21 protein-coding genes are annotated in these 24,119 nt (G+C 40.7%); 11 read left to right on the top strand and 10 right to left on the bottom strand.

All coding sequences use genetic code 11. The features are described from left to right. Positions 1–47: 47 nt before the first annotated feature. Positions 48–1,385: an acetyl-CoA carboxylase biotin carboxylase subunit gene (gene accC / locus WG989_RS20555; RefSeq protein ID WP_340432012.1), complete on the top strand. Its 1,338-nt coding sequence runs from the start codon at positions 48–50 to the stop codon at positions 1,383–1,385. Between the two features lie 126 nt (positions 1,386–1,511). Here the strand turns inward: accC and WG989_RS20550 are convergent, their stop codons facing one another. Beyond that, on the bottom strand, positions 1,512–3,704 hold the full coding sequence (locus WG989_RS20550; protein ID WP_340432011.1) for a glutamine synthetase III family protein: 2,193 nt from the start codon (positions 3,702–3,704) through the stop codon (positions 1,512–1,514). Between the two features lie 167 nt (positions 3,705–3,871). Then, complete coding sequence (locus tag WG989_RS20545; RefSeq protein ID WP_340432010.1) at positions 3,872–5,122, bottom strand: hypothetical protein; 1,251 nt, start codon at positions 5,120–5,122, stop codon at positions 3,872–3,874. Between the two features lie 85 nt (positions 5,123–5,207). Here WG989_RS20545 and purL point away from each other — a divergent pair, with 85 nt between their 5' ends. The 3 genes from purL to proC all read left to right on the top strand — a co-directional run bounded on the left by purL (position 5,208) and on the right by proC (position 9,293). Then, positions 5,208–7,442: a phosphoribosylformylglycinamidine synthase subunit PurL gene (gene purL, locus WG989_RS20540; RefSeq protein ID WP_340432009.1), complete on the top strand. Its 2,235-nt coding sequence runs from the start codon at positions 5,208–5,210 to the stop codon at positions 7,440–7,442. Continuing rightward, positions 7,442–8,422 (top strand): ADP-glyceromanno-heptose 6-epimerase, encoded by a 981-nt coding sequence (gene rfaD / locus WG989_RS20535; protein ID WP_340432008.1) that lies wholly within the window; start codon positions 7,442–7,444, stop codon positions 8,420–8,422. Before purL ends, rfaD begins: the two co-directional genes overlap by 1 nt. 76 nt (positions 8,423–8,498) lie before the next feature. After that, complete coding sequence (gene proC, locus WG989_RS20530; RefSeq protein WP_340432007.1) at positions 8,499–9,293, top strand: pyrroline-5-carboxylate reductase; 795 nt, start codon at positions 8,499–8,501, stop codon at positions 9,291–9,293. Positions 9,294–9,297: 4 nt separating this feature from the next. Here the strand turns inward: proC and WG989_RS20525 are convergent, their stop codons facing one another. Continuing rightward, entirely contained in the window at positions 9,298–10,398 is a 1,101-nt protein-coding gene (locus WG989_RS20525; RefSeq protein WP_340432006.1) for a hypothetical protein, read from the bottom strand. Positions 10,399–10,644: 246 nt separating this feature from the next. Between WG989_RS20525 and pyrG the strand changes: the two genes are divergently transcribed. Beyond that, positions 10,645–12,294: a CTP synthase gene (gene pyrG / locus WG989_RS20520; RefSeq protein ID WP_340432004.1), complete on the top strand. Its 1,650-nt coding sequence runs from the start codon at positions 10,645–10,647 to the stop codon at positions 12,292–12,294. 90 nt (positions 12,295–12,384) lie between these two features. Here the strand turns inward: pyrG and WG989_RS20515 are convergent, their stop codons facing one another. Continuing rightward, positions 12,385–13,581 carry a DUF4407 domain-containing protein gene (locus WG989_RS20515; protein WP_340432003.1) on the bottom strand — a complete coding sequence of 399 codons (1,197 nt, stop codon included), beginning with the start codon at positions 13,579–13,581 and terminating at the stop codon, positions 12,385–12,387. A gap of 258 nt (positions 13,582–13,839) precedes the next feature. On the opposite strand from WG989_RS20515, the gene yidC reads away from it, so the two are divergent. Both yidC and WG989_RS20505 read left to right on the top strand, forming a co-directional pair. After that, positions 13,840–15,690 carry a membrane protein insertase YidC gene (gene yidC / locus WG989_RS20510; protein ID WP_340432002.1) on the top strand — a complete coding sequence of 617 codons (1,851 nt, stop codon included), beginning with the start codon at positions 13,840–13,842 and terminating at the stop codon, positions 15,688–15,690. A 114-nt stretch (positions 15,691–15,804) separates the two neighbouring features. After that, positions 15,805–16,470: a hypothetical protein gene (locus tag WG989_RS20505; protein ID WP_340432001.1), complete on the top strand. Its 666-nt coding sequence runs from the start codon at positions 15,805–15,807 to the stop codon at positions 16,468–16,470. A gap of 41 nt (positions 16,471–16,511) precedes the next feature. On the opposite strand, the gene WG989_RS20500 is transcribed toward WG989_RS20505, so the two are convergent. Continuing rightward, a complete protein-coding gene (locus tag WG989_RS20500; protein WP_340431999.1) occupies positions 16,512–16,862 on the bottom strand; it encodes a hypothetical protein in 351 nt (116 codons plus the stop codon). A 149-nt stretch (positions 16,863–17,011) separates the two neighbouring features. On the opposite strand from WG989_RS20500, the gene WG989_RS20495 reads away from it, so the two are divergent. From WG989_RS20495 to WG989_RS20480, 4 genes are all read left to right on the top strand, one after another. Continuing rightward, complete coding sequence (locus tag WG989_RS20495; RefSeq protein ID WP_340431998.1) at positions 17,012–18,433, top strand: tetratricopeptide repeat protein; 1,422 nt, start codon at positions 17,012–17,014, stop codon at positions 18,431–18,433. A 90-nt stretch (positions 18,434–18,523) separates the two neighbouring features. Continuing rightward, complete coding sequence (locus WG989_RS20490; protein ID WP_340431996.1) at positions 18,524–19,294, top strand: phosphosulfolactate synthase; 771 nt, start codon at positions 18,524–18,526, stop codon at positions 19,292–19,294. Continuing rightward, complete coding sequence (locus WG989_RS20485) at positions 19,294–20,025, top strand: shikimate dehydrogenase family protein (protein ID WP_340431995.1); 732 nt, start codon at positions 19,294–19,296, stop codon at positions 20,023–20,025. The genes WG989_RS20490 and WG989_RS20485 overlap by 1 nt, the downstream gene beginning before the upstream one ends. Positions 20,026–20,071: 46 nt before the next feature. Next, positions 20,072–20,899, top strand: a complete 828-nt coding sequence (locus tag WG989_RS20480) for a tetratricopeptide repeat protein (RefSeq protein WP_340431994.1) — start codon at positions 20,072–20,074, stop codon at positions 20,897–20,899. Between the two features lie 58 nt (positions 20,900–20,957). On the opposite strand, the gene WG989_RS20475 is transcribed toward WG989_RS20480, so the two are convergent. The 5 genes from WG989_RS20475 to WG989_RS20455 are packed head-to-tail and all read right to left on the bottom strand — an operon-like array spanning position 20,958 to position 24,108. Continuing rightward, positions 20,958–21,386 carry an acyl-CoA thioesterase gene (locus WG989_RS20475; RefSeq protein WP_340431993.1) on the bottom strand — a complete coding sequence of 143 codons (429 nt, stop codon included), beginning with the start codon at positions 21,384–21,386 and terminating at the stop codon, positions 20,958–20,960. Positions 21,387–21,415: 29 nt separating this feature from the next. Next, positions 21,416–22,426 carry a hypothetical protein gene (locus WG989_RS20470; protein ID WP_340431991.1) on the bottom strand — a complete coding sequence of 337 codons (1,011 nt, stop codon included), beginning with the start codon at positions 22,424–22,426 and terminating at the stop codon, positions 21,416–21,418. Between the two features lie 12 nt (positions 22,427–22,438). Next, positions 22,439–22,957 carry an RNA polymerase sigma factor gene (locus WG989_RS20465; RefSeq protein WP_340431989.1) on the bottom strand — a complete coding sequence of 173 codons (519 nt, stop codon included), beginning with the start codon at positions 22,955–22,957 and terminating at the stop codon, positions 22,439–22,441. A gap of 27 nt (positions 22,958–22,984) precedes the next feature. Then, positions 22,985–23,563, bottom strand: coding sequence for an RdgB/HAM1 family non-canonical purine NTP pyrophosphatase (gene rdgB, locus WG989_RS20460; protein WP_340431988.1), 579 nt, complete (start codon positions 23,561–23,563; stop codon positions 22,985–22,987). Between the two features lie 8 nt (positions 23,564–23,571). Next, positions 23,572–24,108 carry a hypothetical protein gene (locus WG989_RS20455; RefSeq protein ID WP_340431987.1) on the bottom strand — a complete coding sequence of 179 codons (537 nt, stop codon included), beginning with the start codon at positions 24,106–24,108 and terminating at the stop codon, positions 23,572–23,574. Positions 24,109–24,119: the final 11 nt, after the last annotated feature.

The raw sequence follows: 24,119 nt of genomic DNA, 5'->3' as shown, positions 1-24,119 counted from the left end.
CCGTTCATTTTCAAATTATCTAATTCTCAAATTTTCAAATTGTCTCCATGTTTAAAAAGATATTGATTGCCAACCGTGGTGAAATTGCATTACGCATTATCCGCACTTGTCGTGAAATGGGTATTAAAACGGTGGCTGTTTATTCTACTGCCGACAGAGAGAGTCTGCATGTGAAGTTTGCGGATGAAGCGGTTTGTATTGGAAAACCTGCCGGTGCAGAATCGTACCTCAATGTTCCCAATATTATTGCAGCTGCTGAGATTACCAATGCAGATGCCATTCATCCGGGTTATGGTTTTTTAGCAGAGAATGCAAAGTTTGCCGAGATCTGCGGACAAAACGGAATTAAATTTATTGGACCTACGCCCGATCAGATTCGTTCAATGGGTGATAAGATCACTGCCAAAGAAACGATGATCAAAGCCGGGGTTCCTGTAGTGCCGGGCGGTGGTGGATTATTAGAAAGTGTGGACCATGCCAAACAAATTGCAAGTGAAGTTGGCTATCCTGTTATTTTAAAAGCAACAGCAGGTGGCGGTGGTAAAGGAATGCGTGTGGTGTGGAGTGAAGATGAATTGGAACGTAATTTTGATATGGCGAAGAATGAAGCAGGAGCTTCATTTAAAAATGATGGCATCTATCTGGAAAAGTTTGTAGAAGAGCCACGTCATATTGAAATACAAGTTGCTGGTGATCGCTACGGAACAGTATGTCATTTAAGTGAGCGTGATTGTTCAATTCAACGTCGCCATCAGAAACTGGTAGAAGAATCGCCATCACCTTTCATGACGCCCGAGCTGCGAAAAGCAATGGGTGATGCAGCCTGCAAAGCGGCAAGTGCAATTGGGTATGAAAGTGTAGGTACCATCGAATTTCTGGTGGATAAGCATCGCAATTTCTATTTCATGGAAATGAATACACGTATCCAGGTAGAACATTGCGTAACGGAAGAGGTAACCAACTTTGATTTGATCAAAGAACAGATATTGATCGCCCAAGGCGAAAAGATCAGCGGTGAAAATTATGAGCCCCAGATGCATGCCATTGAGTGCCGTATCAATGCGGAAGATCCATACAACGATTTTCGTCCATCTCCCGGAAAGATCACCACGTTGCATCAGCCGGGTGGACATGGTATCCGTATCGACTCGCATGTGTATGCGGGTTATGTAATTCCTCCTTATTACGATTCAATGATCGCAAAAATTATTGCGGTTGCCCGTACACGTGAGGAAGCCATCAACACCATGAGCCGTGCATTGAGTGAGTATGTGATCGAAGGTGTAAAAACAACCATTCCATTCCATCAGCAATTGATGTTGGATGAAAATTTCCGGAAAGGAAATTTCACAACGAAGTTCTTGGAAGGATTTACAATGAAATAAGTTGATCTTGTTTTAATACCCGAAAGCCACTTATTTAAGTGGCTTTTTTATTTGGATAAAATGAAAAGAAAAAAGACCTGCAATTTCTGCAGGTCTTTTACTATAACCAAATTAGTAAGTAGCTTCTTAGCGTAAGAATAACAACTCTCTGTATTTCGGCAGATACCAGCTTGCATCATCAACAAGCAACTCAAGCTTGTCAACATGGTAGCGGATCTCATCAAAGAACACACCCTTAACATCATCGCAATAAGCAATTGCTTTTGCTCTTGTGTCAGTAAGGTTGTTTGCTTTTTTGCGTGCTTCGATCATCTGCTCAACCAAGTCGCTCACTTTATTGATGTGAACCGATATCTTTTCAAGGATCTGCAATTGATTTGCATACGAATCAGCTTTTACGCCGATATCTTTCAATCCTTTGATGTTGTTGATCAGAATGTTCTGGTAACGGATCGCAGCAGGTAAGATGTGGCTTGTGCAAAGCTCACCCATGATACGTCCTTCGATCTGTACTTTCTTAATGTAGTTCTCGAGTTCAATTTCATGACGTGCTTCCAGTTCAGCGTGTGTAAATACACCTGTGCTTTCAAACAGCTCTTTTGATTTTTTAGTAACCATTGCATCCAATGCAAGCGGTGTTGTTTTCACATTTGGCAATCCACGCTTTTCAGCTTCTTTTGCCCAAGCTTCACTGTAACCATCACCCTCAAACAATACCTTTTTGCTTTCTGCAACATAACGCTGCAACACATGCATGATCGCAATTTCTTTCTTATCACCTTTCTCGATCAACGCATCAACTTCTGCTTTAAAGGTGATAAGTGTTTGCGCCATAATAGCGTTCAACACCGTCATTGCGTTTGAACAGTTTGCACTTGAACCTACAGCACGGAATTCAAATTTGTTTCCGGTAAATGCAAAAGGTGAAGTACGGTTACGATCAGTATTATCCAAAAGCAATTCAGGAATGCTCTTGTGCAGATCTAATTTCAAGATCGCTTCATCCTGTTCGTCGAACTTATCGGTTACTCTTTTTTCAACTGCTTCTAATACTTCAAACAGATATTTACCAACGAATACAGAAATGATAGCAGGAGGAGCTTCGTTTGCACCGAGACGATGATCGTTACCGGCGCTGGCGATAGATGCTCTTAAAATATCAGCATATTGATCAACTGCACGTACCACATTCGTGAAGAATGTAAGGAACATGAGGTTTGTTTTTGGCGTTTTACCAGGTGCTAACAAGTTAACTCCTGTATCAGTTGCCAAGCTCCAGTTGTTATGCTTACCACTACCGTTGATGCCGGCAAATGGTTTTTCATGCAACAACACTCTTAATTTATGACGGCGTGCAACACGATCCATCACATCCATCAACAAAGAGTTATGATCGATCGCAACTGCAACTTCTTCAAAAATAGGTGCACACTCAAATTGTGCCGGTGCCACTTCGTTATGACGTGTACGTAATGGAATTCCAAGTTTGTATGATTCATTTTCGAAATCACGCATGAAAGCATATACTCTTTCAGGAATCGAACCGAAGTAATGATCTTCCAATTGCTGACCTTTTGCAGGTGAATGACCAAATACTGTACGTCCACTCAACACCAGATCAGGGCGGGCATTGAACAATGCTTCATCAACCACAAAATACTCCTGTTCCCAACCGAGTGTTGGAGTAACTTTTGTAATGTTCTTATCGAAGTAATGACAAACATCCAGAGCTGCTTTGTTTACAGATTCTAATGCTTTCAAAACGGGTCCTTTATAATCGAGAAGTTCGCCCGTATAAGAAACGAATACAGTAGGTATACAAAGTGTTTTACCATTGCCGATCTCCATAATAAATGCCGGAGAAGATGGATCCCATGCTGTGTAACCACGTGCTTCAAACGTTGCACGCAAGCCACCACTCGGGAACGAAGACGCATCAGGCTCTTGTTGGATCAATGCAGCGCCATCAAATTCTTCGATGGCAGTACCATCACCTTTCAACGTAAAGAATGAATCATGTTTTTCAGCTGTTGTACCTGTTAATGGCTGAAACCAGTGTGTGTAATGGGTAACACCTTTTGTTTCGGCCCACTGACGTATACCGCTTGCGATCTGGCTGGCCATGCTGCGATCAATACGTTTACCACCCTTTACTGAAACAACTAAACTTTTATAAGCTTCGTCGCTCAGAAATGCACGGGCAACTTTTAATGTAAAAACATTTTCACCAAAAATGGCAGTGATCTTCGTTGAACCTACTATGTTAGGCTCGGAATGGTTGTTTAAATTGTCAATTGCTTTAAATCGTAATGATTGCATGTGGCGTAAGTTTTTTTCAAACGCAAAACAACGTAAAAAACACCATATTACTTGTTAGTTTTCGAAAAAATGCTGCGAAATCGATTGCGGATTGAAAAATTGTGGAAAATTTTTGACTAAATCGTTTAAATCAAACAAGTGTTAGCGAAAAAATATAAACATGTAATTTATTCTAATTTGTTTTTCTTCCAGTCAATGGTTGCAATAATTGGTACAAGAATAAAGGGAAAGAAAATAGCACGGTAACGCACAATAGCTCCCAGCTGTGGCACAATGTAACCGGTCAGTAACAGCAATACCATCGACACCAGAAACAGAAATTGCACAACAGAATGCTTGTATGGGTTATCTGTAAATCGGAAGAACCAAATGGATACCAGCAACCAGATGCATAAAATTTCCAATGCACTCACAAGATATAATGGTGAAAGAAATTCGGTAACGTATGGCCGCACTAATGCATGATTCAATGCTTGAGGTGCATTTTGCAGAAAGCCAATAAAAGTGGGTTCCAGTTTCCGTTGTGGTAAAAAAGAGTTGCCGCCTAATTTGCTGAAATCTTTGTTCCGTAATACAATTGAAATAGGTAAGTCTAGCTTGGGATGTATGAACTTTGCACCAAAAAATGCTGAAGTACCAATTATCGTTACCAGCACAAACGCAATCCATTTTCGCTTGAAATATTTTTCGGCCAGCCACCACGCAAATAAACCCGGAATACATGCCAATACAACATGATTACGAACCGGAAAAATAGCCAGCAAACAAAGGCCGATCAACAGAACAGAACGTAACCCCAGCTTCTTTTTCTTCAAGGCAAAATACATAATGTAAACCAGCAGCGACATCAGCAAGAACACGATCCCATCTTTATGAATACCTGACGACCAGAATAAAAAGGAGGGGAGCAAAAAAGTGCTGCAGGTGATCAGTAGTTTCTTTTCAGGAAACACATCATTCATTACTCTTATAAATGCAATGGGGCCGAAGAAAGTAACAAACGAAAAAAAGATCACGTTCACATAATACCTTGACCCGCTCAGCACATTGAACAGCGAAACGATCTTTACCATATAAATATGCTTCAGATCGTTCCAGTATGAATTAACGCTGGAAAACAGGTGGCGGTACTCCCTGTCGTATGGATTATCTAAAATGCTGGCGAAGTACCGAACGGGGTTTTGATAAAGCAGCTGGGTATCGCTCTTTGCATCAAAAAAGAATTTCCAGCTGTCAGATGATGCTTCAAAATTGGGAATCGTACTGTAATAATAGCCGTATATAACGCCGGCAGCCACTTTCAGCACAAATAACCCGATCAGCCATTGATTATTTAAACCTGTTTGTTGAATAAATTTTATCTTGGTAATGAGCCAGCAAAAGAAAACGAGGTATGTAGCAAACAGGAAGTAAGTCATGGAATAATCAGCAAATTAAAATATTTCTTTTCATACATTCAAACCATTGCCCCTGCATTTGTACTTTTGCGCTTTCTTACACATCATGGAAATAACAGCAAAAACCGCACAGCAGCTTCGTTTAACCGAAGAAGAATTCGAATTAATTAAGCAAAAACTTGGTCGTACACCCAACTTCAATGAACTCTGCGCCTTTAGTGGTATGTGGAGCGAGCATTGTAGTTACAAGAACTCGATCAAGTGGTTGAAAACATTGCCACGTGAAGGTGGACGTATGCTTGTAAAAGCAGGAGAGGAGAACGCCGGGTTGATGGATATCGGCGATAACCTTGGTGTGGTATTTAAAATTGAAAGTCATAATCACCCTTCGGCTATTGAACCATTTCAAGGCGCTGCAACAGGTGTTGGGGGTATTCATCGTGATATTTTCACCATGGGGGCGAGACCGATCGCTGCATTGAACTCACTTCGTTTCGGTAACCTGAAAGAAGCTAAAACACAACACCTGTTAGGCGGGGTTGTACATGGCATTGGCCATTACGGTAACTGTTTTGGTGTGCCAACAGTTGGCGGCGAAATTTATTTTGAAGATTGTTATCATACAAACCCACTCGTAAATGCCATGAGTGTAGGAATTGTAAAAGCAGGTGAAACAGTTTCTGCAACTGCACTCGGCTTAGGTAATCCCGTGTTCTTTGTAGGTAGTGCTACCGGCAAAGATGGTATTGGAGGTGCAAGTTTTGCAAGTGCTGATATTACGGCAGATAGTGCAGAAGATCTGCCAGCGGTACAAGTGGGTGATCCATTCCAGGAAAAGAAATTATTGGAAGCTTGTTTGGAAGTAATTCAAACAGGTGCTGTGGTTGGTATGCAGGATATGGGTGCAGCCGGTATTATTTGTTCTACTGCTGAGATGAGTGCAAAAGGTGAAGTGGGCATGCGCATTGATCTGGATAAAGTACCTACTCGTCAACAAAACATGAAGACATGGGAATTGCTGTTGAGCGAAAGTCAGGAGCGTATGTTGATGGTGGTGGAAAAAGGAAAAGAACAAGTTGTTTTAGATGTGTTTGAAAAATGGGATCTTCCTTGTTCTGAAATAGGTGAAGTAACAGACGATGGCATGTTACGTTTTTATATGCATGGTGAACTGGAAGCAGAGTTGCCGGCATACGAATTAGTATTAGGCGGTGGCGCTCCACAATACACAAGAGAATATACTGAGCCTGCGTACTTCGAAAAAATAAAAGCGTTCGATGCAAACAGTATTGAAGTTCCGGATGATCTGAAAGCAGTGGCTGAGCAGATCATACAAATCCCAAACATTGCAAGTAAGCGTACAGTATATCATCAATATGATAGTATGGTGGGTACCGGTAACTCAAGTACCAATGCACCAACAGATGCTGCAGTAGTGCATGTAAAGGGAACAACCAAAGGTCTTGCAGTAACAACCGATTGTAACAGTAAGTATGTATTTGCTGATCCATACAAAGGTGCCATGATCGCTGTAAGTGAAGCTGCACGTAATATTGTTTGCAGTGGCGGTTTGCCATTGGGTGTTACCAACTGTTTAAACTTTGGTAATCCATACGATCCGCAAGTGTATTATCAGTTTGTACATGCCATCAAAGGAATGGGTGAAGCTTGCAAAAAATTTGATACACCTGTTACCGGTGGTAATGTGAGTTTCTATAACCAAAGTCCGGATGGAGCAGTGTATCCAACACCAACCATTGGTATGGTGGGATTGCTCGAAAACATCAGTGATAAAATGACGCTTGACTTTAAAGCAGAAGGCGATGCTATCTTCTTGATCGGTCGATCAACAAATGATATTAACTCAAGCGAATACTTACATAAACTGCATGCAGTTGAATATAGTCCAGCACCACACTTTGATATTGAAGAAGAATTTGTGTTGCAACAAACAATTGCTTCACTCATCAAACAAAAATTAATTGCCTCTGCACATGATGTTAGTGAAGGCGGATTGTTTACCACATTGCTGGAAGCATCGTTCAATAATAATCTTGGCTTTGATGTAGTTGCCAACGATAGTAATATCCGTAAAGATGCGTATTGGTTTGGTGAGGGGCAAAGCCGTGTAGTAGTAACCGTGAAAGAAGAACAGATCGCAGCTTTCAAACAGGCAGTTGGAACTCATCCGTATGCAGAATTAGGCGTTGTTACCAACGGAAGCATTGAAGTAGATGGTATGGAGTGGGGAACACTGTTAAGCTGGAAAGAGAAATATGATACAGCGATTGAAAATTTATTGGCTGGTCATGAAAGTGAACATGCATTGATTGCACTTTAATGAACAAGGATGCTACCATAATTGTTACAGGTGCTGCAGGTTTCATTGGCAGTTGCATGGTTGAATATTTGAACGAGCTTGGGTTTGCGAATCTTATTCTTGTTGATGAATTTAACCGTGAAGCCAAAGAGCCGAACTTTTTTGGTAAGAAGTTTATAAAGCAGGTGGAGCGTGAAGGATTATTTACCTGGTTGTACAAGGAAAAACCAGTGATCGATTTTGTGATTCATCTTGGTGCAAGAACAGATACAACTGAATTTGATTACGCTATCCATCAGCATCTCAACGTAGAATATTCGCAGCTTGTATGGAACTACTGCACACTCAATAATGTGCCCTTGATCTATGCATCGTCTGCAGCTACTTATGGTGATGGAGAATTGGGTTATAAAGATGATCATGACTTATGCCATCAATTAAAGCCCCTCAATCCTTACGGTATTTCCAAAAATGAATTTGATAAATGGGTGCTGCATCAGGTAGATCATCCGCCTTTCTGGGCCGGGTTGAAGTTTTTCAATGTGTATGGTCCAAATGAATATCACAAAGGCAGAATGGCCAGTGTGATCTTTCATGCCTTCAATCAAATTCAGCAAAATGGAATGATGAAATTATTCCGTTCGCACAAAGAAGGATTTAAAGATGGTGAGCAGTTACGTGATTTTGTGTATGTAAAAGATGTGGTGAATGTCATTGCATGGCTGATGGAACATCAACCAACTTCCGCTATTTATAACTTGGGAACAGGCAAAGCCAGAAGTTTTCATGATCTGGTTGCAGCCACATTCAAGGCGCTCGATCTTGAAACAAAAATTGAGTTTATAGATATGCCGGAAGATATTCGTGATAAATATCAATACTTCACACAAGCGGATATGCAGAAATTGGAAAGTGCGGGTTACAACCGATCGTTCGCTTCATTGGAAGATGGAGTAACGGATTATGTAAAAAATTATCTGGTTGGGCATCGTTATTATTAATAACTTTAGCTCATAAACGAAAAAGCATGCCGCAGTGAAAAATCGCTGCGGCATTTTATTATCAAAAATCTCAGTTATGAATAAGAAGATTGCCATCATTGGCGGCGGAAATCTCGGTGTTGCTATTGCAGAAGGATTGATCAAAAGTAATTTCTGCATTCCCAGCCATATTATTGTTACCAAGCGAAATATTAAAACACTCGAAGAGCTTGAGCGCAAAGGTGTATTGGTGACCAACGATAATAATGAAGCAGTACGTTATGCCGACCTGGTGATCCTTGCAGTAAAACCGTTCCAGATAAAAGAAGTTTTACTTGGTATGAAAGACGAACTGAGTGCTGCACGGCATGTGGTGGTAAGTGTTGTTACCGGCGTGCTCATAAAAGATATGCAGGAGTGGATCGGAGAGGAGATGCCTATTATGCGGGCTATGCCAAACACTGCGATTGCTATACAGGAAAGTATGACCTGCATCAGCGCAAAAAATGCAGTGCAGGAACAACTGGATTATGTACACGATCTGTTTTCACAACTTGGTCGTGTAGCGTTAATAGAAGAAAAGTTGATGGATGCTGCAACAGTACTGGGTGCATGTGGTATTGCATATGCATTACGTTATATCCGTGCAAGCATACAAGGTGGTATTGAAATTGGGTTCGATGCAAAAACAGCTACACTCATTGCAGCACAAACCGTAAATGGTGCTGCTGAATTACTGATACAAAAAGGATCACATCCTGAGGCGGAGATCGATAAAGTAACCACACCACGTGGATGCACCATTGCGGGGTTGAATGAAATGGAGCATAGTGGTTTCAGCTCATCACTTATTAAAGGTATTAAGACGAGTTACGAGACGATTGGGAAATAAAAACCTAATACAAACGGCCATTATCAGTATCCAGTTGATAATAATTAATGTTGATACCATACTGTTCAAAGGCGCCACTTTTATCTAAACCGTCTGCAATGGGTAATGGAAGAATTAAATAGGAAAGAATTTTTGAATCTTTCCCTGAAGAGCGGATGATCTGCTTAGATGCTCTGCTGTAAATCGTCCCATTGAGAAAATGCAGTTCAAAAAAATTATCAATTGATTTGATGAATACTTTTTCTCCATCACAAAATCCCCATATTTTTCGTGCCGGATATTCCTGCCCGTTTGCATCTTTGGCAATAAGTAAACTGCTTTTACTGTCTTTTCTGATTTCAAAATCAGGAATGGAAGGGTTGTTATTTCTGAATTCATCATACGAAGAATAAATTCCTTTTTTAAGGGTCTTTGCTGAAAGAACCGGGATATTGATTTTAGAGAATAATTCTATTTCATCAAACGTTTTTTTTATTCCTGAGGACAATTTAATTTCAGGATCAATTTCTGCAAGTTTCTGTAAAGCGGTAGCTAATGCCGAAGTAATAAATAAGTCTTCATCTTGTTTTTGACTGTTTAACCATTTAAACGTACTATCGAAACGAAGTAACGGCACATACATCGTTTCATTTTTTGCATAAAACTCAAAACGAGTGATAATGCCGGGAACAAAAGGCGGTTCCTCTTTTTTTGTAGTTTCATTGATTGCCTTGTGTTCGATTTCTTTACTTAACCAGAATTTACGGATCACAATCAGCAACTCTGTTTTGGCTGTGGGATCTAATTTGGAAGCTGATGTGAAAAAATGAGTAAAACTTTTTGTATGACCATTTTTTAATACCAGGTAGTTTTTCGTTCTTGACTTAGGTTGGTTGAAAGCATAAAAACCTATAAAAGAAGTGTCAGCCCGTTTATCTGTTACATGAATAGCTTTGTAGGGTAGCTCAATAGTAGTTTCAGGTATGGCAATTTCAAGCTCTTTTTTTTGAAAATGTGTAAGGTCTATTTTGTTTGACTGCGTTTTCTGTGCATACAGAGATGTTCCTGTAAAAAACAGGCAACTTAAAAAAGTAAGGCTTTTAATAAACGAAGTCACGTGAAGCATTAGTCTCTTGTTTTTCATCTTACAAATAAAGTATTCCTTTTTTGATTTTGAAAATAGTTGAGTCATGTGCTCATTAATTTGTTCTTTTTCTAACCAATTCGTTCAGTTTTCTTTCCTCTTATTTTCCACACTTGGCCAGTCAATTTTTTCAATTAAAAAAATCCTCGTAGGTTTGCATGACCTCCACTAGTTAATTTTTCCATTTTACATTAAGGCAGGTCCGTTAAACTTGAAAATTTATTTTTTATGGCCAAGTACATTTTTGTAACCGGTGGCGTTACATCTTCATTGGGTAAAGGGATCATTGCGGCATCGCTGGCAAAACTGTTACAGGCCCGTGGGTTTAAAGTAACCATCCAAAAATTCGACCCTTATATCAACGTAGATCCCGGAACCCTCAATCCTTACGAACACGGTGAGTGTTTTGTAACAGAGGATGGTGCTGAAACCGATCTGGATCTTGGCCACTACGAACGTTTCCTCAATATTCACACTACACAGGCAAACAATGTAACTACCGGTCGCATTTATCAAACCGTCATCAATAAAGAACGGGAAGGCGCTTATTTGGGTAAAACGGTACAGGTTGTACCGCATATTACAGATGAGATCAAACGCCGGATGTTGCTGTTAGGGAAAGATGGCAAGTATGATATTGTGATCACCGAAATTGGTGGAACAGTAGGTGACATCGAATCTCTTCCGTTCGTGGAAGCTGTTCGTCAGATCCAATGGGAACTGCCGGAGGAAGATTGCCTCGTTGTACATCTTACATTAATTCCTTATTTAAAAGCGGCCAAAGAATTAAAGACCAAACCAACGCAGCACAGCGTTCGTTTGCTGAGTCAGGAAGGTGTGCATCCAGATATTATCGTGTGCAGAACAGAACGTTCGTTAAGTACGGAGATCCGTCGCAAAATTGCATTGTTCTGTAATGTGAAACCTGAAGCGGTGATTGAAGCAATGGATGCATCTACCATTTATGAAGTGCCGTTGTTTATGTTGAAGGAAAAACTGGATGTGATTTGTTTGCGAAAACTCAGCGTTACCATTTTCCCTGAGCCGGAGTTAGAGAATTGGAAAAAATTCCTCGATAAATTAAAATATCCCAAGAGCCAGGTAAATATTGGTTTGATCGGAAAATATATTGAACTGCAGGATGCCTACAAATCGATCCTTGAAAGCTTTATTCATGCTGGTGCAATGAATGAGTGCAAAGTGAATGTAGTGAATGTGCATAGTGAATTTATTACTGATCAGAATGTTGCTGAGAAGCTAACCGGATTGGATGGCTTACTCGTTGCACCGGGTTTTGGTAACCGTGGTATTGAAGGAAAGATCACTGCCATTAAATATGCACGTGAGAACGGTTTGCCTTTTTTCGGTATTTGTTTGGGTATGCAGATGGCTTGCGTTGAATATGCAAGAAATGTATTGGGATTGAAAGATGCGCATTCGTTTGAAATGAATGCTGAAACACCTGATCCTGTGATCGACATTATGGAAGAACAGAAAAAGATCACCAGCAAAGGTGGCACCATGCGCCTCGGTTCATATCCCTGCGATATAAAGCCCGGTTCATTGGCAGAACAGATCTATGGCGCAACGCAGATCAATGAGCGTCATCGCCATCGTTACGAATTCAATAACAAATATCTGGAAGCATTTGAACAGTCGGGTATGGTGCCCAGCGGAAAAAATCCTGAAACAGGATTGGTGGAGATCATGGAAAATCCCAAGCATCCGTTCTTTATTGGTGTGCAATATCATCCTGAACTTAAAAGTACAGTTGAAAATCCTGCACCGTTGTTTGTACATTTTATCAAAGCGGCAAAAGAATATTCGGAGAAGCAACAGTCGATCAAGAATCCGTTGCTGGAAAGTGAGATGATTTAAGTTGAAATCGAAAATTGAAGCTGAAAAATAAAAAGTGAAGAGGTTAACTCTTCACTTTTTATTTATAGACTAATACCTATCGGTTATCAATTAATTTTCCGGTCTCCCAATCATTTGCTGCTTGATCTTTTCCCAAAAGCCCTGCACATTTTCATCATTTCTTTTCCAATCTTTCCCAAAGTGATTGAGTTTGTTCCGTTGTTCATCTTTCTGCATGCGGAAAAATTCTTCCATCGTTTCTGTATCCTGCTGCATCGATAATTTATTATAAAGTCGTTTCATCTCTTTTTCATAATCCGAACTTTCTTCGGTCATTATTTTTTCAAGTGCTTCACGCTGTTTTACTTTTTCATCGTACACACCCACAGGCAATAATGTTTTTGCAATCACCGGCATCAATTCAATCAACATCAGAATAATTAAAATGAGGTAATAACGAAACTGTAAGGCGCCATTCTCCTTCAACAAATTATCCATCGCTTCAATACGGGTTAAAAAGCCCGTGTTGAGATAATTTAAAAAATCTGCTTCCTGTTTTTTAATGGTTGTTTCCATTTGGCTCAACTCTTCATCAATGGCAGCGATGCGTTGTTGTTGTTGCGTTTGCAATACTTTGTATTCGGCATCCAGCTTTTGGTATTCATTACGTTTGGCAAGGGCAATATCCTGAATACCTACTTTACCGCTGCCACCACTGCCATCGGTTTCAGCAATAAATTTTTCACGTGCCGAGTTTACATCGGCATATTTTACATCAAGCTCTTTTTGTAATCCTGTTTTTTCTTTCAGCAATTCATCTTTCCTGTTTTTATATAACAGATCAAGTTCGGTACGTTTGGTGAGTTTTCGTTTTTCATTATCCAGCGACACCTGCATGTTGATTTCTTTATCAAACATAAAAAGAATAGCAGGCTGTGCCATAAATGTACCGATGGTGAGTGCCAGTATTCCACGAAACAGGAGTGGAGTGAATTTTCGTTTGTTGAATTGATTGATGCCTTTGATCAATGCCCGGTCGATGCTGAGGATTACAAAGCCCATGAACACACCGCTGCCAACATAGAGAAATACATTGTCAATAACGGTTGAGAAAAAATAGGTCCAGGCAAGTGTGGCAAAGATCCAGGTGGCGAGTACACTCATGCCAACGATCCTGTAACGGTTCCGGTCAACCACACAATCTTTGATCAGTTCTTTTTCAGCTGTCGCCAGCCACCATAGCAATTCATCGGTTTGTGTAGGAGCATACGCTTCCCCTGCGTACATGGGCGTAGTCGGTTGACTCATAAAAATGATTTAATTGTTAAGCTTGGTTAAAGCGGGAACAGCTATGTGGTTAAAGTAGAAATATAAACGAGTAGTAAAAGTAGTTATTGTAAAAGAAATGGTAAAGAAAGGAGTGGGCGAGTGGGTAATCATTAGTCGTCAGTGGTGAGTCGAGAGTGGGATGCCGCTGGTTTCGTACTTCTTACCTCTTACTTCCTACTTCTTCCCCTGTACTTCCCTCCAAATACCTACCTTTGCCGCTCCAAAATAAATACTCAGATGAATTTTGACCGGAATACGATAATTGGTTTTGTGGCAATGATGGCGCTCTTGTTTGGTTACATCTATTTTACCCAGCGCCAGCAAGGTGCATTAGAAGCTGAAAAGCAACAAACGGCTGATTCGTTAGCAAAAGTTGAAGCAGCTAAACGAAAGTTGATTGATACAACGGCGGCCAAGCAACAAGCTGCTGTTCAGGATTCCGCAACAACAGCACAGGCAGCAGGTGAATTTCAGCCTGCACTTACAGAACAGTTGACTGTAGTTGAAAACGAAGTGATGAAGGTGAGCTTTACCAACAAAGGTGGTTTTCCAAAATCAGTTGAGCTCAAGAATTACAAGCGTTACGATGGCAAGCAGGTAGTATTGGGTGGTGAAGCACATCAACTTATTTATTCCATCAATACAGGAAATAATAAAGCTGCATTGACTTCACAACTGAATTTCACGCCAAGTGAAATAACCAAAACGGCTGATGGTCAAACCATCAAATTCAGCATTGCCAATGCAGAAGGTCAAACAGTTGTGCATACATACACCGTTAAGAATAATAACTACTTAATTGATTGGTCAATTCAAATGACCGGTGCAGATAAACTTCTTACACAAGGCATTTTGAACCTCAACTGGGATATCACAGCCAAGCAGCAGGAAAGTGACATCAAATATGAAAAAGGTCAAAGCAATATTGGTTTTGTTGAAGAGGGCGATTATGATTTTGAAGCAGCCGGTACAGGCGATAGCAAAAAGTTTGGTGATAAAACAAAATGGATCGGTGTAAAGCAACAGTTCTTTAATACTTCGATCATCTCTGCTTCTAATTTCTCGTATGCAGAAACCAATTGGACCGTTCCAGCGGAAGAAGAGGATTCGTTGCAAAAGGTGATGGATGTAAAATCGATCCTTCGCTTCAATCTGGCAGGTGCATCTTCGGCAACAGTACCTATGCAGATGTATTACGGCCCCAACGATTTTAAAATTCTGAAAGCGTTTGATAATAAACTCGAAAGCCATGTGCAGCTAGGCTATGGCATTTTTGCGTTTGTAAAATACATAAATCGTTATGTGGTAATGCCTGTGTTTGATTTCTTTGATAAGCACATTGGCAGCATGGGTATAGTAATTCTCTTGCTTACCTTCTTTATCCGTTTGATCATTTCTCCACTTACATACTCAAGTTATCTCAGTGGTGCAAAAATGAAAGTACTGCGTCCTGAAATTGATGAACTGAAAAAGAAACATGGCAGCGATCAGCAGGCAATGAGCATGGATCAGATGAAACTGTTCAGGCAAGCTGGCGTAAACCCATTAGGTGGATGTATTCCTGCATTATTGCAGATACCGATCTTCTTTGCGTTGTATAGTTTTTTTAATGCCAGCATTGGTTTACGGGGCGAAAGCTTCTTGTGGGCGAAAGATCTTTCGTCGTACGACACCATCGCAACCTTACCTTTCAGTATACCATTTTATGGCGATCATGTTAGCTTGTTTACCATAACAGCTACGATTACCAGTTTACTGATCTCTGTTTACAATATGCAGATGACGCCTACGCAGGATAACCCGATCATGAAATACATGATCTATTTCTTCCCTATCATGTTGCTGTTTATCTTTAACAGTCTTCCTTCGGCCTTAACATGGTATTATACGGTGTCAAACATTGTAACCTTAGGATTGCAGTTTGTGATCCAGAAGTTCATCATCGATGAAAAGAAGATCCATGCAAAATTGCAGGAGAATAAAAAGAAGCCGGTGACCAAATCAAAGTGGCAGGAACGCCTTGAACAAATTCAGAACAGTAATCAGAAAGTGCAGGATATGCAGAAGAAACCAGGCGGTAAAAAATAATCTTAACAATAGCGATACAGCCCCGACCGTAAAGTCGGGGTTTTTTGTTTTTGGCAGAATGCAACTTGGAATACTATTTTTATATCTTTAACCTGTATTGAATAACTAAAAATCATGAAGAATTTTTGTAAGATCGGTTTAGTAGTAATGCTTCTTGCTCCTTTGGCTTCGTTGAAAGCACAGCAGGCATATGGCGAAGGCACAGTTTCGTATAACATTGTTGTAAATACAGGGAATAATCAAACAAAAGCAGCTGATTTATTAGATGGTGCAACTCAGAAGATCTATTTCAAAGCTGTTAACACACGTACAGAGTTGACCAGCGTGTTAGGGAAAACCATCACACTGCATGATTCAAAGGCTGGAAATGCGGTTGTAATGAATGAATATGGTGAGCAAAAGATCTTGATCCGGATGACGAAAGCTGATTACGATGACCGGAACAGTAAATATGCAGGTATTCAGTTTGAACTGTTGCCTGAAACAAAAAAGATATTGGGCTACAACTGTAAATTAGCGATCGCTAAATTGAAAGATGGAAGCACGTTCAAAGTATTTTATACAACAGAACTGGTATTTCAGAACAAAGACTACGGGGAGCAGTTTAAAAATCTACCCGGTTTTCCGTTGGAATATGAATCTGAATTAGGTAAGAATAAAGTGACCTTTATTGCCGACAAAGTGAGTTTTGACCCTGTTCCATCGGCAATGTTCGATACACCGAAAACAGGATACAGAGAGATGACATATGATGAGATCAAGAAAACAAGAAAGAACTAAAGAAAATAAGCATAAAAAATCCCGCTCGAAGCGGGATTTTTTTATTTGATTTCTTTTTGAGGAGTTTTGAATTTACTGAACACTACCTTTTGTTTCACCGGTAACACATACAGATTGTTTCCTTTCTGAAAACGAACGGTGGTACCACTCATGATCAGGCTGTTGTTATTTGTGCTGGAGAAACTTAATCCACCTTTAAAACGAAAACCGTTTTGAAGACTAAGTGGATTGTTCTTTAAACTAAGGGAAGTAATGACCGATTTCGCTGTCTTCTTTTTGCCACCACCAGAAGTGAAACTGGCAGAAGAGGCAGAATAAAAGATCGCAAAACAGCTCACAAGCAATAAACTATTACGCAAATAGTTTTGGCGGTATGTAGCTTTAGCAGTCATTTGAACACAAATTTAACGATTAATAGATGGATAAGTCAAGCCGCTTATCACATATTTACATATATATTAACGTATGTTGATAACTAAATGTTACATGACTATGGTAATTTTTATCAAATACGGGTTAATTTACAATAACCTGCAACCACATGAAGCAAAATCCCTCTCGAAACGACAAAGAAGAAATCAGAGAATTACTTCGCTTGTTTGAAAATCTCAAGAACGGGCGCTCTCACTCTTTTCTCGAAGAAGAAAGTTTTGAAAAACTCATTGATTATTTTGACGACAAAGAGGATATTCCCCAGGCCCTTCAGGCAGCAGAGCTCGGGATCGAGATCTATCCTTATTCTTCAGCTTTACACATAAAAAAGGCCGATCTGCTGTTGGCCACCCGCCAGTACAAAGCAGCTTTGGATGTGCTCGATCAGGCAGAACTGCTCGACAGTAACGATATTGATCTGTACATTCTTCGTACAGATGCTTATTTGGCACTTGATCAACAGCAAAAAGCAGTGGAGTTGTTAGAGGAGGCGTTGCAATTATTCTCGGGTGAAGAGCGGGTAAGTTTATTATTTGAGCTTGCCGATGTGTATGATGATTACGAAGAATTTGAAAAGGTATTTGATTGCCTCAAACTCATTCTGGAAGAAGAGCCCACCAACGAGGAAGCACTTTACAAGATCTGCTTCTGGACCGATTTCACCGGCCGCAACGAAGAATCGATCAAGCTTCATCTCAACATCATCAACGATCATCCGTATAGTGAACTGGCCTGGTTCAATTTGGGTGCAGCCTATCAGGGGCTCAAGTTGTATGAGAAATCCATCGACGCTTACATGTATTGTATTACGATCGATGAAAAATTTGATTACGCTTACCGCAATATTGGGGACGCCTATATTCGTTTACGCAAGTACAAGGATGCTATTGAAATGCTGGAGAAGGTATTGGAACTAAGTCGTCCGGAAGAAGTAATACACGAAGCGATCGGGTATTGCTACGACCGCATGGGACAATATGCGCAGGCACGCTTTCATTACCGGAAAGCATCACATATGAATCCTGAGGACAGTAAACTGTACTACAAAATTGCCTGTACTTATCTCAATGAAGAACAGTATGAAAGTGCCATCAAGCAAATGCAGCAGGCGCTTCGCATTCATCGATTACAGCCCGATTACAATCTTGCTATGGGTATGGCTTTGGTTGAGATTGGCGACTATAAAACAGCGGTTGAGCATTTTGCCAATGTGATCAAGGCTCGGCCTAAAAATGTAAAAGGCTGGAGTGCAATGCTGGAATGTATGCTCAAAGCGGATATGCTGGAAAATGCCGATGATTATGCTGTTGCGGCTTACGAAGCAACCGGCAGCAAGCCCATCTATATCTTTTACAGAGCTGCTATCTTTTTTGCAAGTGGAAAAACAAAGCAGGCCATTGCCCAGCTTGAATATGCGATGTCAAAAGCGCCCAAGCTGATCAAAAAACTGATCGAATTACAGCCCCGTTTGTTGCAGCATCCACAAGTGGTTGATCTTATTGCACGCTACAAGCGCTCCCGGTCATTGTAACGTATTGATGCTGACGAATGTCAGTAAATCTGTACTTGCAGGTTGCTGCTGCTTTCCTATTTTTGCGCCGATCCAAAAAATGAACTTTCAATGAATTTTAATCTTACACAGATTCCGGAACGAAATAAGAAACCCCGTGCCCATGGTATTACAATGGTGATGGATAAAGGTTTGAGCGTAGAAGAGGCAAAGAACTTTATGAGCATTGCTGAGCCCCATGTTGATATTGTGAAGCTGGGCTTTGGCACTTCGTTCGTTACACCAAATCTCAAGCAAAAACTGGAAGTGTATGCTTCCTACGACATACCTGTTTATTTTGGAGGCACTTTGTTCGAAGCCTTCCTGATCCGTAATCAATTTGAAGATTATATCAGTGTGTGTAAAGAATTTGGTGTGAAGTATATGGAAGTGAGTGATGGTTCTATTGAAATACCACACGCAGAAAAATGCGGATACATTGAGAAGTTGACGAAACACGGTACAGTGTTGAGCGAAGTAGGTAGTAAAGATGCCGCCCATATCATTCCTCCGTACAAGTGGATCGAACTGATGCGTGCTGAACTGGAAGCAGGCTCAACTTATGTAATTGCGGAAGCTAGAGAAGCCGGTAATGTTGGTATTTATCGTGGAAGCGGTGAGGTAAGAGAAGGATTGGTGCAGGAAATTTTAACCCAGATCCCGGAAGAAAAGATCATTTGGGAGGCGCCACAAAAAGCCCAGCAATTGTACTTTATTGAATTGGTAGGTCATAATGTAAACCTTGGTAATATTGCTCCGTCAGAAGTAATTCCGCTGGAGACCATGCGTTTGGGTTTACGTGGCGATACATTTCATATGTTCCTCGATAAACAAAAAGCATAATGCGGCAGTTTGGATTGATAGGCTACCCGTTGAGTCATTCATTTTCAAAAAAATATTTCACACAGAAGTTTGCTGAAGAGGGAATTCATAACTGTAGTTATGAGTTGTATCCGATTGCATCCATCAACGAGTTTCCAAATCTAATACAACAAGTAAAAGATTTGGAAGGCATCAATGTAACCATCCCTTATAAAGAAGCGGTGCTTCCTTTTTTGCATGAGCAATCGGCCGCCGTTCAGGAGATCGGTGCCTGTAATTGCATCCAGGTCAAAGACGGTAAATTGATTGGTTATAATACAGATGTAACAGGCTTCCGGCAATCAATTGAACCATTTTTGCAGGCACATCATCAGCATGCATTAATACTCGGTACCGGTGGTGCCGCCAAAGCTGTGGCATGGGTGTTGAAGCAGTTAGGCATCACATACCAATCGGTTTCCCGTAACAAGAGTGCAACCACAATCAGCTACGATGAACTCGATGAAGCAGTGATGCAAACTGTTCAATTAGTTATCAACACAACACCATTGGGTATGCAACCGAATGTACTTGATAAACCATCATTACCTTATCATTGCATAAATAATCGTTTTCTTTGTTATGATCTCATCTACAACCCCGAAAAAACTGCTTTCCTGCAAATGGCCGAAGCGCAGGGAGCAGTGATCAAAAACGGGGCTGATATGTTGTTGATTCAGGCGGAAGAAAGTTGGAAGATTTGGAACAGCTGATGAAGTTGTTAGGATTTTCCTGATTATGATTTGTGAACACAATACAATGTCCAAAAAGTTTCTCATATTGATCTTCCTGGCAGCAGGGTTTTTTACAGCAACAGCGCAGGCTGATAAAACAGACGAGTTATACCAAGAAGCACGCAAGCTCCGCAGGGAGGGTAAATGCGAAGCTGCTCTTACTCTTTTCAAACAAATGATCGAAAAGAAGCCAACGATGGCAGCCGCTCATTATGAATTAGGTTGGTGTTACAATGAACTGGAGCAATACGATTCAGCGCTTGTTGCATTAACGAATGCACGCAAACTCGATCCTACAAATTTTCGCATTATTTATGAAGCCGGTTTTGCAAAATACAAATTGGGTAAGGTAAACGAAGCGCTTGCTGACTTTAACCAGGTGATCAAACAAAATGCTTCTTATGATAAAGTTTATATAGCAAGAGGCGATCTGTATAAAGATGCCCAAAAGAAAACGGCGCTTGCCTTGGCTGATTTTTTGAAAGCCCTTTCATTAGATAGTACAGAATCAAAAATTCATTACAGGATCGGATGGTGCTATAACGATCTTGGTCAATTCAACGAAGCTGTTCCGTATTTGCAAAAGGCAATTGGTTTTGAAGAGCAGAATTATCTTTCGTATTCAGAGCTTGGTTTTTCTCTTTTTTCAATGAACAGAATTGATGAAGCATTAGTTCGGTTAAATAAAGCAAATGAATTAAAACCGGGATTTGAAACAACGGTTTATTACATTGGCATGTGCCATGTAAAACAAAATAAAAAAGCAGACGCAGTACAGAAGTATAATGAACTGGTAAAGCTTAGCAGCAGTTATGCAGCATCGTTGCTTAATGAAATTAAATTAATGAAGTAACCTGCTTCGATCACTTGAATACGGATTAACCTATTGCTAATTGCCGATCAACGATTTCCTATTCTCTTCCTCCCAGCTTCTCTTTCACAATCACGGGTACTTGTGTAATTTTCTTTAGAGCATAGTTATAACAGATCATTCCTGTTTTGGCTGCTGCTACAATTGTTTGATCTGTTTTCAGCAGTTGATAATACAGGTCGAATCCAACGCTGCTGAAATTGGTTGCTGCCACATTGATCTCCAGCACATCACCATAAAAAACTTCTTTCTTAAACTCAATACCCACATCGCTCATGATTAAACCTACACCTCCGCAATCGAGTTCAGTAAAGCCATGATGAGTAAGAAACTGCATTCTTGCTTCATGAATAATAGAAAGTACAGCATCGTTGCCAACATGATTCCCGTAATTAAGATCGGTAATACGAACTGGGATTGTTGCTGTAAACGAAAAAGAGGAGGGGGGTGTGATTCGGATGCGTGACATAGTGAAAAGGTAAGCGGTGAGTAAGAATATTATTGCTGATCAGAAATACTGTTGCTGAGCTGGTTGAGATCAATGTCGCCGGCAGATGCAGAAAAAGCAGCCGCCATGGCCATTTTTTCACGCCAGCGCTTCAACTGTTCGTTGCAATCTTTTAACTCCTGTGCGGTAGCTGTTGTAGAATTGGAAACAGCCACACATTTCAGATCGGTGATTTTTTTGGAAACACGTACCAGTTCTCCGTTATCGTTCAGCAACATGTAATACTGACTTTCAGAAAAACCATTTGTTTCCTGTGGTACAAGTTGTTTTTGATGATGAATGCCCTGGTATGGAACGTGATTTTCCAAACTATGATCCGGGGTTTCAATATATGCAACGGCGTCGTTGAGTTTCAGTTTTTGCTTGATACGTTCTTTAATTTGAACACGGGTAGGTGTAACATCTGGTTGCACATCATCCTCAATACTGTCTTGTTGAGCAGGAACCGGAATTACTACACTGGGTGTTGCAGATTCCTGTACAGAAGCAATTGGAGCAGATTGTTCAGTTGAATTATTATTGAGCAAACGGTAACCACCCCATGCAAGAATACCAAAAACAGCCGCAGCTGCCGCCATGCGATAGAAACGTTTTGTAGAATTTCTGTTGATGGAAATTACTTTGGCTCCGCTTTCTTCAAGTGAAGCTTCAATGAAACTCCATGCATCAGCAGGAGGTGTTACTTCAGTTGATTGCAAGGTTGCAGCAACGTATGCATCATTCTGTTCAATATTCAACTGTTGTTCAATTTGCTCCCATGCACTAGCAGGAACAATTTCTTCGACCGAGTTTATTTTTTGTTGAATCGAGAGATCGTCTAACGCAGGTTGTAATTGTTCCCAAACAAATGAAGGGGCTTCTTCTTCCAATTGCAGCACCTGTTGTTGCAAAGGTTTATCTGCTTCCAGTTCATCAAGATCAACAGCAATCTTCTCCCAAACCATTTCCGGTGGGGCAACTTCTGTTTGCAGAAGTAATTGTTGAAGAGTGGAGTCGTTCATGATTTATTTAGCTCAGCGTTTAATTTTATCCTGCAAGATCATTCTTGCTCTTGCCAATTGCGATTTGCTGGTGCCTTCGCTGATGCCCAGTAATTCGCCAATTTCTTTGTGACTGTATCCTTCAACTACATAAAGGTTAAACACGCTTCTGTAGCCGGGTGATAAGTCTTTAATGATCCTGAGCAAATCCTTTTCGTTGATGTTTTCAATCGCCGAAACGGATTTGTATTCAATACTTTCTTCTTTCTCTGTTAATGATAAGTCGGTTTTCTTTTTACGGATCTGTTCAATTGCGGTATTTACAAAAATGCGTCGTACCCATCCTTCAAATGATCCCTCGCCTCTGAAACGTTCCAGGTTTTTAAAGATCTTCACAAATCCTTCCTGTAATATATCCTGTGCATCATCGGCATTGCCCATGTAGCGGAGGCAAACGGCGTACATTTTACCGGCATATTTGTCGTACAGAGCTTTCTGCATGCGACGGTCGCCGGAAATGCATCCACTAATTAAGTCGGTATCAGGAATCATTTGGTTGCTTTGCATCTTGGTTTCTCCTTAACTTTTTTTGAGGAAATCGATCATCAGGTCGAGCCCTTTTTTACGGTGACTGTATTTGTTCTTTTCCTCCATCGTCATTTCGGCGAAAGCTTTACTGCTTCCGTCGGGTAAAAATACAGGGTCGTATCCAAATCCCCCTGTTCCAGCTTTATTTTCTAAAATCGTGCCGTTACAGATTCCTTCAAACTGGTAAAGCTTACCATCAAGGATAAGCGAAAAAACAGTGCGGAAACGGGCTTTGCGATTTTCCTTGCCCTGCATATTTGCAAGAAGCTTGTCAGTATTGGCAGAAAAATCTTTCCCATCGCCTGCATAACGGGCCGAACGCACACCCGGTTCACCATTGAGCGCTTCCACTTCAAGCCCCGTGTCTTCGGCAAAACAATCCTGTTGCAAACGTTCTGCTAAGAACTGTGCTTTGTGTTTCGAATTTTCTTCGAGAGTGTCAAATGGTTCAGGAATTTCTTCATCAACTCCCGCATCTTTCATGGTGAGAATGCGGAAACCTTCCGGAAGAGCGGCTTCAATTTCTTCGGCTTTGTGCCGGTTACCGCTGGCGAATATGAGTTGTTGCATAAACAGGTTTACAGGCCCAGCATTTGTTTTAATGCCAGCCATAATTTTGATTTTTTGCTTTTATCGGTGCGAATGGCTTCCAGCGTTTCAGTGCAACATAACAAATAACCCTGTTGATCCTGAACACGGTAATCAGCCGGTTGAATAGGTAACGCATCAACCTGCACACCCGATGCTATAATGAACTTTGGTTGCAATTGCTGCACCAGTTCATCGAAATGGTTACGGTTATTGGCCACATTCACCAGGGCAATATCTTCCATATTCATTTTACAGGCGGTCAATACATCGCCCAGGAACTGGAAATCAGCATCGTTGAGGTAAGGGAAATAATGTTCTTCCACCAGCCACATGAACTGCTTTTTGTTTTTACCTGTAATGCCCTGCAACGGAGCAGTAGCGGCTACAGGTTCAGGTGCGATGCTGGTTTTGGCTGCTTTCGTTTCAGTTTCGCTGGTATTGTCTCCTTTTTCAACAATTACGAGTTGTTTGCCGTAGAGATCGGCCAATTGATCGTCAGTAAGTTGAATGTTATCAAAAGACATAGTTGAGTTGG

It is taken from the genome of Lacibacter sp. H407 (assembly GCF_037892605.1).
Lineage (GTDB): Bacteria > Bacteroidota > Bacteroidia > Chitinophagales > Chitinophagaceae > Lacibacter.
Note: the sequence above shows the minus strand (reverse complement) of the source record. Positions and strands in the feature narration are given on the sequence as shown.

What these genes read in the sequence shown, in the direction of transcription:
- accC (WP_340432012.1), top strand. Translation starts at nt 48, where the DNA reads ATGTTTAAAAAGATATTGATTGCCAACCGTGGTGAAATTGCATTACGC.
- WG989_RS20550 (WP_340432011.1), bottom strand. Translation starts at nt 3,704, where the DNA reads ATGCAATCATTACGATTTAAAGCAATTGACAATTTAAACAACCATTCC.
- WG989_RS20545 (WP_340432010.1), bottom strand. Translation starts at nt 5,122, where the DNA reads ATGACTTACTTCCTGTTTGCTACATACCTCGTTTTCTTTTGCTGGCTC.
- purL (WP_340432009.1), top strand. Translation starts at nt 5,208, where the DNA reads ATGGAAATAACAGCAAAAACCGCACAGCAGCTTCGTTTAACCGAAGAA.
- rfaD (WP_340432008.1), top strand. Translation starts at nt 7,442, where the DNA reads ATGAACAAGGATGCTACCATAATTGTTACAGGTGCTGCAGGTTTCATT.
- proC (WP_340432007.1), top strand. Translation starts at nt 8,499, where the DNA reads ATGAATAAGAAGATTGCCATCATTGGCGGCGGAAATCTCGGTGTTGCT.
- WG989_RS20525 (WP_340432006.1), bottom strand. Translation starts at nt 10,398, where the DNA reads ATGCTTCACGTGACTTCGTTTATTAAAAGCCTTACTTTTTTAAGTTGC.
- pyrG (WP_340432004.1), top strand. Translation starts at nt 10,645, where the DNA reads ATGGCCAAGTACATTTTTGTAACCGGTGGCGTTACATCTTCATTGGGT.
- WG989_RS20515 (WP_340432003.1), bottom strand. Translation starts at nt 13,581, where the DNA reads ATGAGTCAACCGACTACGCCCATGTACGCAGGGGAAGCGTATGCTCCT.
- yidC (WP_340432002.1), top strand. Translation starts at nt 13,840, where the DNA reads ATGAATTTTGACCGGAATACGATAATTGGTTTTGTGGCAATGATGGCG.
- WG989_RS20505 (WP_340432001.1), top strand. Translation starts at nt 15,805, where the DNA reads ATGAAGAATTTTTGTAAGATCGGTTTAGTAGTAATGCTTCTTGCTCCT.
- WG989_RS20500 (WP_340431999.1), bottom strand. Translation starts at nt 16,862, where the DNA reads ATGACTGCTAAAGCTACATACCGCCAAAACTATTTGCGTAATAGTTTA.
- WG989_RS20495 (WP_340431998.1), top strand. Translation starts at nt 17,012, where the DNA reads ATGAAGCAAAATCCCTCTCGAAACGACAAAGAAGAAATCAGAGAATTA.
- WG989_RS20490 (WP_340431996.1), top strand. Translation starts at nt 18,524, where the DNA reads ATGAATTTTAATCTTACACAGATTCCGGAACGAAATAAGAAACCCCGT.
- WG989_RS20485 (WP_340431995.1), top strand. Translation starts at nt 19,294, where the DNA reads ATGCGGCAGTTTGGATTGATAGGCTACCCGTTGAGTCATTCATTTTCA.
- WG989_RS20480 (WP_340431994.1), top strand. Translation starts at nt 20,072, where the DNA reads ATGTCCAAAAAGTTTCTCATATTGATCTTCCTGGCAGCAGGGTTTTTT.
- WG989_RS20475 (WP_340431993.1), bottom strand. Translation starts at nt 21,386, where the DNA reads ATGTCACGCATCCGAATCACACCCCCCTCCTCTTTTTCGTTTACAGCA.
- WG989_RS20470 (WP_340431991.1), bottom strand. Translation starts at nt 22,426, where the DNA reads ATGAACGACTCCACTCTTCAACAATTACTTCTGCAAACAGAAGTTGCC.
- WG989_RS20465 (WP_340431989.1), bottom strand. Translation starts at nt 22,957, where the DNA reads ATGATTCCTGATACCGACTTAATTAGTGGATGCATTTCCGGCGACCGT.
- rdgB (WP_340431988.1), bottom strand. Translation starts at nt 23,563, where the DNA reads ATGCAACAACTCATATTCGCCAGCGGTAACCGGCACAAAGCCGAAGAA.
- WG989_RS20455 (WP_340431987.1), bottom strand. Translation starts at nt 24,108, where the DNA reads ATGTCTTTTGATAACATTCAACTTACTGACGATCAATTGGCCGATCTC.